The following is an 11,335-nucleotide window of genomic DNA, read 5'->3' on the forward strand; positions in this document are numbered from 1 at the left end:
GCGCTGGCGTTCGCCCATCGGTTAGTCCATCGCCTGCACCAGAAGAGGCGATCGGACCTTCTGGCCGCGAGTCCGGCCCATCGCCTGCACCAGGAGAGGCGATCGGACCTTCTGGCCGCAAGTCCGGCCCATCGCCTGCACCAGAAGAGGCGATGGAACCTTCTGGCCGCGAGTCCGGCCCATCGCCTGCACCAGAAGAGGCGATGGGACCTTCTGGCCGCGAGTCCGGCCCATCGCCTGCACCAGAAGAGGCGATCGGCTCTTTTGGCCGCGAGTCCGGCCCATCGCCTGCACCAGAAGAGGCGATCGGCTCTTTTGGCCGCGAGTCCGGCCCATCGCCTGTACCAGGAGAGGCGATGGGACCTTCTGGCCGCGAGTCCGGCCCATCGCCTGCACCAGAAGAGGCGTTGGGACCTTCTGGCCGCAAGTCCGGCCCATCGCCTGTACCAGGAGAGGCGATGGGACCTTCTGGCCGTGAGCCCGGCCCAACGCCTGCACCAGGAGAGGCGATGGGTCCTTCTGGCCGCGAGTCCGACCCAACGCCTGTGCCAGGAGAGGCGATGGGACCTTCTGGCCGCGAGTCCGACCCAACGCCTCTCCTGGCGCACAGGCGACAGGCTGCTCCGGCCTTGCGAGGCTAGGCGTCTTGCCTGCGCGCTGCTGCCAGCCATTCCATCCCGTCCCGCGAGTCGTGCACAGCCCAGGCTCCATACAAAAAAGAACGCCCCGGTAAACACCGGGGCGTCCAGTACGAAGCGATTAGCGGCTGTAGAATTCGACGATTTGTTGTTCTTCGATGTCCTGGGACAGTTCTTCGCGGCTAGGCAGACGCGTGTACTTGCCTTCCATAGCGGCTTGGTTGAAGTCCAGGTAACCGGCGATGTGGTGACGGGAGTCCGAAGCTTCCTTGATCGCCTTCAGGCCGCGGCTGCGCTCGCGCAGACCGATGATGTCGCCGACTTGAACCGTGTAGGAAGCGATGTCGACCTTTTTGCCGTTCACGGTCACGTGGCCGTGGGAGACGAGCTGGCGCGCGCCTGCACGGGAGTTGGACCAGCCGAGACGGTATACCAGGTTGTCCAGGCGGCTTTCAAGCAGGAACATGAAGTTCTCGCCCGCTTTGCCCTTCAGCTTGGAAGCGCGGTCGAACAGATTGCGGAATTGCTTTTCGTTCAGGCCGTACATATGGCGAAGCTTTTGCTTTTCGAGCAATTGCTGGCCGTAGCCGCTGATCTTGCGGCGTTGGTTCGCGCCGTGCTGTCCCGGAGGGAACGCGCGCTTGAGATCTTTGCCTGTGCCGCTCAGAGAAATGCCGAGGCGACGGCTCAGTTTAAACTTAGGACCGGTATATCTGGACATGAATGTGTGACTCCTTTTTCAAAAGGGAATTTTTTGAAAATGGGTTGTCGTTGCGCCGAACGTATTCCATACAGAAGGAAGGTTCAACCGTTCATTCTTCCCGGCAAGAAGTTCAGCCGCTGCCTGCCGAGGGAACCGTTCGTGAGGGTGACACAAACAATGAGCCCAATGTTCAACTATAGATATTATAAGAAATACAAGGCGAATGTCAAGGACGAACTCACAATCGCACGGGGCTTGCGTCGGGATTTGCCTGGGGGCGCGCGGCGCGCCAATAAGTGTCGAGACGCAAGACGCAAGTCCCGATATTTGAATGCTTTCTAGTGCAAAAATCACGAGTCCATTGTATAGTTAGAATAGAAGTGTGGCGAGGAGGGTCCGGGATGAGTTGGCCAAGCGAAAAATTAGACTCGGTTCGACATCATCGCGCAGGAATCGAGCTTTGCCGCGCTACGGATGACTTGCCGTCATGGATAGCGGGACAGGAACTAACGGAAGCGGACCTTCCTTATATACATGCGTTGCTGGAAAAAAGCTTCGCGGATTGGATCGAGCAGAGCGAGGGCTTCCCGTGGCTGAGCGGGTGGCCGATCGTACTGCTGCATCCCGACTATACTGCCGTCGCTGCGACCGGAGCCGCCACGGATGCGGCGCTGCCCGACATCTGGCGCTTGAATGCTGCCGGACCGACTGCTGCCGGCATGGCGCTCGATTCGTGCCGCCCTGCGCTGGTGCGCGCGGATGAGCATCGCCATCCTGCGCTGGTCGGTCTGGACACGCTGGCGGTACCGATTTTCAGCCGCTCGTCGGGATTTGTATGCGCCGCCATCGTCTGCCTGGCGCCCGCGGGAGCGGCCGGAGCCGGTGAGCTGAAGCTGCTGCAGGCGGCGGCGCTGCATTTTAAGAGCTGCATGTACCGCCGATTCGAGCACTTATTTATAGAAGATCAGCTGTATGCGGCGAATATGGCGAGCCGGGAGGACAAGCGCAGAGACCGGTTGCTGGAGATCATGCGTCGTCTGAACGACCATATCGACGTCGAGAACGTGCTGGCCGAGGTGTTCAGCAGTCTCGAGCAGCTGTATCCGACCTGCCGGACGAATCTGTTTTTGTCGCAGGATTACAGCAGCACCAACGAACGCGTCCAGCCGCTCGCTTTTCATCAGCAGGATATGGACCTGTGCTGGCGGGCGTTCATGGACGGCGAGCGGCGCGAGGACGGCGAAGGAGCACACCGGCGAATCGCTTTTCCGCTGGCCGGCAAGCAGGGCGTGTACGGCGTACTGCGGCTCGATCTGTCCGCGGAGCCGTTCGACGATCTTGACATACGCTTCGTCACGACGCTGACGAGTGGCGCCGGCACCGCCTTCGAGAAGGCGCGCATGCACGAGCAGGCGAACGTGCTGATCGGCGAGCTGCGCCTCATCAACGAGCTGACGCAGCGGCTCAACAGCAGCCTGCGTCTGTCCGATACGATTCAGTTCGCCACGACGGAGCTGATGTCGATCTTTAACGCCGACTTTTGCTTTATTTTGCAGCTGGATTCCCAGCTGAACCGTTTTAGCGTCATCTCCTCCAACGTGCCGGAACTGAGCCACGAAGTTTTTGCGATCGATTACGGCTTTTGCGGCGTCATGCTGGCGACCAGAGAGCCGATCATTTTGTCGGATTACCATTCGGCGACGCCGGTCAGATCCGAGCTGCTCGAAGCGACGCGCTCGCGCTCGTTGATCGCCTCTCCGCTGCTGCTCAACGGCGAGGTGATCGGAGCCATCATGGTCACGCATCGTCAGCCGAACCACTTTTCGTACGAGAACTACAAGCTGCTCCAGGTCTTGTCTGCCCATATCGGACTGGCCGTCTCCAATTCCTCGCTGCATGCCGAGGTGCGCCGGATGGTCATCACCGACAATCTGACGGGATTGTATGCGCGCCACTATCTGAACGAGCGAATCCAGCGCAAGCAGGAGAAGGACGCGTCGGGCTCGCTGATCGTCGTCGACATCGACCACTTCAAGAAAATCAACGATACGTACGGCCATCAGGTCGGCGACGCCATCCTCATCCAGGTCAGCTCGATCATTCGCAGCGCCATCCGGGAGAGCGATATCGCGGCCAGATGGGGGGGCGAGGAGCTCGCCATCTATCTGCCCCAGCTGAGCCTCGAACAGACGCTCAAGGTTGCGGAGCGGATTCGCAGCCGCGTGGAGGAGGAGACGGCGCCGAAGGTAACCGTCTCTTGCGGCGTCTCCGAGTGGTCGTCGGCCGACGACCGGATCAGCGTCGAGTCGCTCTTTTACCGGGCGGACATGGCGCTCTACGAAGCCAAGCACCAGGGCCGCAACTGCGTGACCGTCGGGTGACATCTCACCCGCCTTTGCTGCGAACCGGGGACAAGTGTGAGCCTATGCTCCCGCTTGTCCTTTTTGCATTCGCCGCCGTAATTTTCGTTTGCGTAGCCGGGAATGGTACAATAGGCAGCGAAGAATGAACGTTTGCTACGACAGACGACTGGAGGCCATACCAATGAGAGACGCGCGAATTCAACAGCTGGCGGCCAATCTGGCCGGCTATTCCATCGACGTGCAGCCCGGCGATCATGTGCTGATCGAGATGATCGGACCCGAGCGCGAGCTGCTCAAGGCGTTGATCGAGGAGGTGGCGGGGCGCGGCGGCTATCCGCATGTGGAGATCGAAGACCGCTCCGTCACGCGCGCGCTGCTGCGGCATGCCGAGCCGGAGATGATTAAGACATGGGCCGCGTACGAGCTGGACCGCATGAAGCGCATGCAGGGCTATATCGGCATCCGATCGGGAGACAATGTGAGCGAGCTGTCCGACGTTCCCGAAGACAAGATGGCGCTGTTCGACAGCCTGCACCGTCATCCGATCCATCTGGAGCAGCGCGTCAAGCATACGAAGTGGGTCGTGCTTCGCTACCCGAATGCCTCGATGGCGCAGCTGTCGGGACGGTCCACAGAAGCGTTCGAGGACTTTTACTTCGACGTGTGCAATCTGGACTACGCCAAGATGGACCGGGCGATGGACCCGCTGCACGCACTGATGAAGAAGACCGACAAGGTGCGCATTACAGGGCCCGGCACGGATCTTTCTTTTTCCATCAAGGGCATCGGGGCCAAAAAATGCTCCGGCGCGCGCAATATTCCGGACGGCGAAGTATACTCGTGTCCGATCCGCAATTCCGTGAACGGTACGATCGCATACAATACGCCGAGCGTGCACAACGGGTTTACTTATGAAAACATCACATTTACATTCGAAAACGGAAAAATCGTAAAAGCGACCGCGAACGATACCGACAGGATCAACGCGGTGCTCGATACGGACGAGGGAGCCAGATATATCGGCGAGTTCAGCCTGGGCTTCAATCCGTTTATTCTTCACCCGATGAAGGATACGCTGTTCGACGAGAAAATCGCCGGCAGCCTGCACTTCACGCCGGGACAGGCGTACGAGGATTGCGACAACGGCAACCGCTCGGCCGTCCACTGGGACCTCGTCCTCATCCAGCGCCCCGAATACGGCGGCGGCGAGATTTATTTCGACGATGTGCTCATCCGCAAGGACGGAAGGTTCGTCCTCCCGGAACTTGAAGGCTTGAACCCGGAGCATCTCAAATAAAACGTTTACCCCTTGCCACGCTTGATCGATAAAGAGTATGATGAGAAGTGAAATCGTGAACCCTAATTCTTGGAGGGATTGCCATGACCAACAACGCTGCAATCGTAGAATTGTCACAAACTGCGAACAAGTTCCGCTCTTCGATCGTTCTTCAAGCCGACAACAAGTATATCGACGTGAAAAGCATCCTCGGCCTCTTCACGACGCTGGTAGGCGGACATGCCTATGAGCTGCACGTGCACGGACCGGATGCCGACGAAGCGAAGAAGGAGCTCGGCGAAGTATTCGCCAAGCACAACCTGAACGTCACGGTCGTAGACTGACGCCTGCGGGCGCATACGCGCACGGTTCATAGCGGCTCTCCCCCGTCCCAGCGGACGGGGTGTTTGTCTTCAAGGGATGCCGCAGCCCGCTTGCTTACATAACCCGGGCAGACAGCTGCCCGCACCAGGAGATGCACAGATCCGATGACCGATCAACTGCTTGGGCTCGTCTTCCATTACGGCTATGTCGGCTTGTTCCTCGCGATGGCGCTCGGCCTGGTCGGCATTCCCGTGCCGGACGAAGCGCTGCTGACCGCTGCGGGCTATCTGATGGCACAGGGCCACCTGAAGCTCGGCTTCACGATGTTCGCATCGATCACGGGGAGCGTGGCCGGCATGTCGCTGAGCTACCTGCTGGGAAGATGGCTCGGTCGTCCGCTGCTGACGAAGTACGGCGCGCTGCTCCGTCTGACGCCGGACAAGCTCGCGAGGCATGAGGACCGCTTTGCCAAGTGGGGACATATTCTCGTGCTCGTCGGTTACTTCGTACCGGGACTAAGGCATCTGACCGCCTTGTCGATCGGACTCGGCAGACACCCGTACAGGCCGTTCTTGTTCTATGCCTCGCTGGGCGCGCTCGCCTGGACGAGCACCTTCGAGCTCATCGGCGTCTTGCTCGGCGAGCATTGGCGGGAGACGGCGATGTTCGTTCAGCACGAGGCGGTGCTCGCATTTTTGTTGTTCGCGGGCCTCGGCGTGCTGGTGTTGGTGCTGCGTCGATATTCGTTTAAGAAAAAAACGGGCTGACGCCTCCGAAGCGGCGCGCGCCTCCCGCGTTCTTTCTCCCACCTGTCCTTGTGCTGAAGCGGTTTTTCGTCTAATATGAATAGTGAAGCATAAGTTAACGAATATAGGACGGCTATGCCGCATGCGATTCTATTCGGTATGATTGGGCACAGGGGGAGTGGGAATGGCTTCATCGGATGTCATGGTGAGTCTGAACGAGAAGGCGTTTCGCCTCCTGCAGGAAGACGCCGGCAAGATCGAGAAACTAATCGCCATCCAGATGGAGAACCTGGCGACCCGCAAATGCCCGCTTTACGAAGAGGTGCTGGACACGCAGATGTACGGCTTTTCTCGGGCGGTCGATTTTGCGGTAAGGGCGGGTCTCGTAGAAGAAGCGGAAGGCAAGCAGTTGGTCAGTCAATTGGAGCGCAATCTGGCTCTGCTATACGAAGCGCTGGCGCAGAAGGCTGAACTCGAAGCCTGAGCCGTCGGCCTGGGGCTGACGAATGCCCGTCAAAAAACCTTCGCTCGCGGCATTGCGCCGCAGGCGAAGGTTTTTTTTGACGGGCGGGATGAGTCTCAGACGAAGTAGAAGGCGACACCAAGCATGATGTAGACGAGCAGCAGCAGCTTGCCCTCGTACCATGTCGTGGAGCCGTCTCGCGACACCGAGGTGGCGATCAAGGCGGCGACGGCGATGGCGGCGATCTCTACGGTCGTGAACAGCAGATCCATCTGCTTGGTGAACAGCAGGCTGACGAAGACGAGGACCGGAGCGACGAACAGCGCGATCTGCAGGCTGCTGCCGACCGCAATCTCCATCGCTGCGCCCATTTTGTTTTTCATCGCGAGCATGATCGCGGCGCTGTGTTCGGCCGCATTGCCGATGATCGCGACGATGAATGCGCCGACGAACAGCTCGGACATGCCGTACTTGTCTGTGAACGTATGCAGTGTGCCGACCAGCCATTCGCTGACGAAGGCGACCATCACGGTGGCGACGACGAGGAACAGGATGGCGCGTCCCTTGGACCAGGTCGGCACTTCGCCGTGGGAAGCCTGCGTATCCGCATGATCCTCCAGGAAGCTCTTGTGCGTAATCATCGAGTAGATCAGCCATCCGATATAGGCGACGATCAGGAGACCCGCGACGATCTCGCTCATCCGGAAGGCGTCGGTACTGCCGATATGCTCGGTCTTCACGAAGATCGCCGGCACGAACAACGCGATGACGCCGAGCAGCATGAGCGTTGCGTTCTGTCCGGCCAGGTGGATGTTGAACTTCTGCTCTTTGAACTTGAGCCCTCCGGCGAATGCGCTGGCGCCGAGGACGAGCAGCAGATTGCCGATGATGGAGCCGGTGATGCTGGCCTTCACCATCTCGAACAGCCCCTCCTTGACGAGGAAGATCGCAATGATGAGCTCCGCGGCGTTGCCGAAGGTTGCGTTCAGAAATCCGCCGAGCCGCTGCCCCGCGTAGTGGGACACGGCTTCCGTCGCCTTGCCGAGGAATCCGGCCACGAAGACGACCGCGATCGCCGAGACGACGAATTGGAACACCGCGTTCATGTGCGCATAGTGCGCGATGGCGCTCAGCACGAAAAAGACGGCCAAGAGCGGGAAAAACAGCTTTTTCAACCTTGAACACCTCGAGTCGGAAAAATATGTATCGAACCGGCATTCCTTAATATATCCAATGCAAGTCTACTTGTACAATACCCAATCGGTTGCGCGCGCTCACATCTTCCTTTACAATGAAGTCATTATTAGAACGGGAGCGTGGTCCGCGGATGACGGAACAAATGCAGGAAGGCCTCATACGAATCTCCGACGACGTCGTCGCGACGATCGCCGGCCTGGCCGCGCTGGAGACGCCTGGCGTCGCCGCCATGTCCGGGGGCATATCCGAAGGCCTGGCCAAGCGACTGAGCGGCAAAAACGCGCAGAAGGGCGTATCCGTCGAGGTCGGCCAGCTTGAAGCCGCGATCGATCTGCGAATCGTCGTGCTGTACGGCAGTCCGATTCAGGAGGTCGGCCGCCGCCTTCAGGACAACGTGCGCGAAGCGGTGGAGAACATGACGGGCCTGCGTGTCGTCGAAGTGAACGTCAAGGTGGAGGGCGTCGCATTCAAGGACGAGGCCGGCGCCGAGCAAGAGGAAGCGTTGACCGTTCGTGTCAAGTAGCACGGCGACGGTTACATAGCAGGACATAGAAAAAGCGCGTTCGCTGCTTATACATGCAGCGACGCGCTTTTTTTGTTCGACACGGGCCGCGTACTGCCGACCCTGTTGTACTCCCGCGATATGCTGAGCAGGATGCCCATCCCGATCATGAGCGACAGCAGCGACGAACCGCCGTAGCTGATGAAGGGCAGCGTCACGCCGGTCATCGGGATGGCATTGCTGACACCGCCCATATTGATGAGCGCTTGGATCGCGATGAGCGATACGAGCCCGACGCCGACCAGCGTGCCGTAGATATCCGGACAACGCAGCGAGACGATCAGCGCCCGCCAGAGGAAGAGAACGTATACGATAAGAAAAAGCGTCACTCCGATGAAGCCGAGTTCCTCTGCAATGACGGAAAAAATGAAGTCGTTGTAAGCTTCGGGCAAATAAAAAAGCTTTTGTACGCTATTGCCGAGACCTGCGCCCCAGAACCCGCCGTGGCCGAACGCCTCGAGCGAGCGAAGCAGCTGCAAGCCGGTGCCCTGCGGGTCCGAGAACGGATCGCGATAAGCGGTGATGCGCCCCATACGGTAACCGCCATCGTCGCCCGAGGCAAGGAAATAGATGCCGAGTGCGAGAGCGGCCAGGCCGCCGAGCACGACGCCGGACAGCAGTACATGCTTCAGATTGGACCCGCCTGCGATGATGATGATCGTTGCCGTGAGCAGCAGGATGACGCTGGAACCGAAGTCCGGCTGCAATATAATCAGTCCGACGATAAAGCCCACCACGATCATGACCGGCAGCAGGCCGCGCTTGAATTCGCGGAACTTGTCCTGCTTCTTCGTGATGATCGCCGCCAGGTACAAGATCACGGCGAGCTTGGCGAGCTCCGTAGGCTGAATGCCGAGGCCCGCGAAGCGAATCCAGCTGCTCGCGCCGTTGATCGCCGAGAAAAACGGCACCATGATGAGCAGCACGATCGTGAACAGCATGAGGGGCAGGAAAAGTTTCTTGAACTTGGCGTACGGCACGTTCATAATGACGAGCATCGCAAACGTGCCGAGCCCCGCCCAAGCGAACTGGCGCTTGGTGAAGAACAGCGCGTCGTTGCCGAACTTCTCGGAGGCCCCGGCCATGCTGGAGCTCGCGCTGAACACCATTACGAGTCCGAAGCCGACCAGCATCAGCGTCAGGATCATCAGCAGAAAGTCGGGCGCCCCGCGCGTGCCTTCGGAATTCTTCATGGCGTAATCGCTCCGTCCGATCAGGCGAGCAGCGTTCTGAGCTCGTTCAAGCGCTGGGTGGCTGTATTAAGAATCGGCTGCGGAACCGGCGATTCGTACTCCATTCCGTGCGGGAACGTCGCGCGGCCGATATAGATCGCCTCGATCGCGAGGATCGCGTCGGGCTGCTCCAGGCGGCCTTCGACGGCGCGCGTGCTGAAGCGAAGGAAGTAGTCGCTGTTCGTGCCCGCGTCCGTAAGCTTCAGATCGTATGTAGCCCGCGTATATTCCCATTGCCAGCGGATGAAGCCTACCTTCTCGGCCGATTCGTCCAATGTGGCCAATTCGCTCTGCAGGCCGTTTAATCCCGTATTTTCAAGTATCATCCCAGGTTCCTCCTTTGGAAAATGCGGCAAAGCGCCTGTATCACACTCCATCATAGACGGTTTGTACACCTTCTGCAAGCGTCTTGGACGCCCGATTCCGGGGGATGGCAGCGCCTTCCGCGGCGAGCGGCGTGCCGGGAGGGGGGAGTATCTGTTACAATAGGAAACAATATCGCGCAGCACGGGAAAGGGGACGGACGCAATGGGCATTCATGAACAGGATCTGGCGGCGCTGCACGAGCAGGCCGTGGCATGGCGCAGGCATCTGCATATGCATCCGGAGCTGTCGTTCCAGGAGACGCGGACGGCAGCGATGATCGCCGATCTGCTGGAAGCCTGGGGGCTCGCGGTCAGGCGCGGGGTAGCGGGCACGGGCGTGATCGCCACGCTCGAGGGCGGATTGCCCGGCAGGACGATCGCGCTGCGCGCCGATATCGACGCGCTGCCGATTCAGGACGAAAAGGAGACCGAATACGCCTCGACGGTGCCTGGCGTCATGCACGCCTGCGGCCATGACGGCCATACGGCCCAGCTGCTCGCCGCGGCGAGATATTACAGCATGCATCGGGAAGAAACGGCGGGCACGCGCGTATTCCTGTTCCAGCCCGGCGAAGAAGTGCTGCCCGGCGGGGCGCTCGGCATGATCGCGGCCGGGGCGCTGGACGGCGTGGACGCCGTCTACGGGATTCATTTGTGGTCGCCGTTCCCCTGCGGGACGGTCGCGACGCGACCGGGGCCGTTCATGGCCGAGCCAGACGAATTCGAGATCGAGATCGCCGGGCAAGGAGGCCACGCCGGCCTGCCCCACGAGGCGAAGGATGCGCTGGTTGCGGGCGCGCATCTGGTCGTCGCGCTGCAGACCGTCGTCTCGCGCAGCGTCGATCCGCTGGAGGCGGCGGTGCTGTCGATCGGCCAGATTCGCGCAGGCACGGCGAGGAATGTCATCGCGGACAGCTGCAGGCTGAGCGGGACGATCCGCAGCTTCGATCCGCGCGTGCGGGAGCTCGTGCGCGGCCGCATGGACGATATTATCCGCCACACTTGCGAGCTGCACGGCGTCGACTACAGCTTCGAATTCTATGAGGGCTATCCGCCGGTCGTCAACGATGCCGCAGAGGCTGACCGCGTGCTGCGGGTGGCCTCCGAGCTGCATGCGGCCGGCGAGGTCAGACAGTGCGAGCGCATCATGGCCGGCGAGGATTTCGCCTACTACTTGAAGGAGCGTCCGGGCTGCTTCTTCTTCGTCGGCGCCGGGCGCGCGGACGGCACCTCGGCTCCGCATCATCATCCGGGGTTCGACATCGACGAGCGCGCCATGCTGCATGCGGCGAGACTGCTCATCGCGGTCGCCGACGACGCGGCGGGGGATTCGGGGCGGGCTTGATAGCGAAGCCAGAAGTTTAGGTTGGCAGCATGGTTCACGTGAGCGGTTGGCGCGAGTGATACCGCAGTGGTACAGATGAGCGGAGCGACATAGAAGAGTGGTATAGATGAGTGGTAGTGAA

Annotated in this window: 11 protein-coding genes; 7 read left to right on the plus strand and 4 right to left on the minus strand. The window is 60.2% G+C overall.

Annotated elements, in window-relative coordinates; translation table 11 throughout:
- Positions 1 to 759: 759 nt before the first annotated feature.
- Complete coding sequence (gene rpsD, locus VQ071_RS04865; RefSeq protein ID WP_340512731.1) at positions 760 to 1,359, minus strand: 30S ribosomal protein S4; 600 nt, start codon at positions 1,357 to 1,359, stop codon at positions 760 to 762.
- Between the two features lie 383 nt (positions 1,360 to 1,742).
- Here rpsD and VQ071_RS04870 point away from each other — a divergent pair, with 383 nt between their 5' ends.
- The 5 genes from VQ071_RS04870 to VQ071_RS04890 all read left to right on the plus strand — a co-directional run bounded on the left by VQ071_RS04870 (position 1,743) and on the right by VQ071_RS04890 (position 6,534).
- Entirely contained in the window at positions 1,743 to 3,722 is a 1,980-nt protein-coding gene (locus VQ071_RS04870) for a GGDEF domain-containing protein (RefSeq protein WP_340512732.1), read from the plus strand.
- 163 nt (positions 3,723 to 3,885) lie between these two features.
- Positions 3,886 to 5,001 carry an aminopeptidase gene (locus VQ071_RS04875; protein ID WP_340512733.1) on the plus strand — a complete coding sequence of 372 codons (1,116 nt, stop codon included), beginning with the start codon at positions 3,886 to 3,888 and terminating at the stop codon, positions 4,999 to 5,001.
- An 83-nt stretch (positions 5,002 to 5,084) separates the two neighbouring features.
- Positions 5,085 to 5,324, plus strand: a complete 240-nt coding sequence (locus VQ071_RS04880) for an HPr family phosphocarrier protein (protein WP_340512734.1) — start codon at positions 5,085 to 5,087, stop codon at positions 5,322 to 5,324.
- A gap of 144 nt (positions 5,325 to 5,468) precedes the next feature.
- A complete protein-coding gene (locus VQ071_RS04885) occupies positions 5,469 to 6,071 on the plus strand; it encodes a DedA family protein (protein ID WP_340512735.1) in 603 nt (200 codons plus the stop codon).
- 163 nt (positions 6,072 to 6,234) lie between these two features.
- Positions 6,235 to 6,534 (plus strand): YlaN family protein, encoded by a 300-nt coding sequence (locus VQ071_RS04890; RefSeq protein ID WP_340512736.1) that lies wholly within the window; start codon positions 6,235 to 6,237, stop codon positions 6,532 to 6,534.
- A 95-nt stretch (positions 6,535 to 6,629) separates the two neighbouring features.
- On the opposite strand, the gene cax is transcribed toward VQ071_RS04890, so the two are convergent.
- On the minus strand, positions 6,630 to 7,688 hold the full coding sequence (gene cax, locus VQ071_RS04895) for a calcium/proton exchanger (protein WP_340512737.1): 1,059 nt from the start codon (positions 7,686 to 7,688) through the stop codon (positions 6,630 to 6,632).
- A gap of 152 nt (positions 7,689 to 7,840) precedes the next feature.
- Between cax and VQ071_RS04900 the strand changes: the two genes are divergently transcribed.
- Positions 7,841 to 8,233, plus strand: a complete 393-nt coding sequence (locus tag VQ071_RS04900) for an Asp23/Gls24 family envelope stress response protein (RefSeq protein ID WP_340512739.1) — start codon at positions 7,841 to 7,843, stop codon at positions 8,231 to 8,233.
- 47 nt (positions 8,234 to 8,280) lie between these two features.
- On the opposite strand, the gene ftsW is transcribed toward VQ071_RS04900, so the two are convergent.
- Together ftsW and VQ071_RS04910 are read right to left on the minus strand one after the other, a co-directional pair.
- Complete coding sequence (ftsW, locus tag VQ071_RS04905) at positions 8,281 to 9,465, minus strand: putative lipid II flippase FtsW (RefSeq protein ID WP_340512740.1); 1,185 nt, start codon at positions 9,463 to 9,465, stop codon at positions 8,281 to 8,283.
- Between the two features lie 20 nt (positions 9,466 to 9,485).
- Complete coding sequence (locus VQ071_RS04910) at positions 9,486 to 9,830, minus strand: YugN family protein (RefSeq protein ID WP_340512741.1); 345 nt, start codon at positions 9,828 to 9,830, stop codon at positions 9,486 to 9,488.
- Positions 9,831 to 10,032: 202 nt separating this feature from the next.
- On the opposite strand from VQ071_RS04910, the gene VQ071_RS04915 reads away from it, so the two are divergent.
- Positions 10,033 to 11,214: a M20 metallopeptidase family protein gene (locus tag VQ071_RS04915; protein WP_340512742.1), complete on the plus strand. Its 1,182-nt coding sequence runs from the start codon at positions 10,033 to 10,035 to the stop codon at positions 11,212 to 11,214.
- Positions 11,215 to 11,335 lie beyond the last annotated feature (121 nt).

Origin of the sequence: Cohnella sp. 56, from assembly GCF_037963805.1 — a bacterium.
Lineage (GTDB): Bacteria > Bacillota > Bacilli > Paenibacillales > Paenibacillaceae > Cohnella.

What these genes read in the sequence shown, in the direction of transcription:
- rpsD (WP_340512731.1), bottom strand. Translation starts at nt 1,359, where the DNA reads ATGTCCAGATATACCGGTCCTAAGTTTAAACTGAGCCGTCGCCTCGGC.
- VQ071_RS04870 (WP_340512732.1), top strand. Translation starts at nt 1,743, where the DNA reads ATGAGTTGGCCAAGCGAAAAATTAGACTCGGTTCGACATCATCGCGCA.
- VQ071_RS04875 (WP_340512733.1), top strand. Translation starts at nt 3,886, where the DNA reads ATGAGAGACGCGCGAATTCAACAGCTGGCGGCCAATCTGGCCGGCTAT.
- VQ071_RS04880 (WP_340512734.1), top strand. Translation starts at nt 5,085, where the DNA reads ATGACCAACAACGCTGCAATCGTAGAATTGTCACAAACTGCGAACAAG.
- VQ071_RS04885 (WP_340512735.1), top strand. Translation starts at nt 5,469, where the DNA reads ATGACCGATCAACTGCTTGGGCTCGTCTTCCATTACGGCTATGTCGGC.
- VQ071_RS04890 (WP_340512736.1), top strand. Translation starts at nt 6,235, where the DNA reads ATGGCTTCATCGGATGTCATGGTGAGTCTGAACGAGAAGGCGTTTCGC.
- VQ071_RS04900 (WP_340512739.1), top strand. Translation starts at nt 7,841, where the DNA reads ATGACGGAACAAATGCAGGAAGGCCTCATACGAATCTCCGACGACGTC.
- ftsW (WP_340512740.1), bottom strand. Translation starts at nt 9,465, where the DNA reads ATGAAGAATTCCGAAGGCACGCGCGGGGCGCCCGACTTTCTGCTGATG.
- VQ071_RS04910 (WP_340512741.1), bottom strand. Translation starts at nt 9,830, where the DNA reads ATGATACTTGAAAATACGGGATTAAACGGCCTGCAGAGCGAATTGGCC.
- VQ071_RS04915 (WP_340512742.1), top strand. Translation starts at nt 10,033, where the DNA reads ATGGGCATTCATGAACAGGATCTGGCGGCGCTGCACGAGCAGGCCGTG.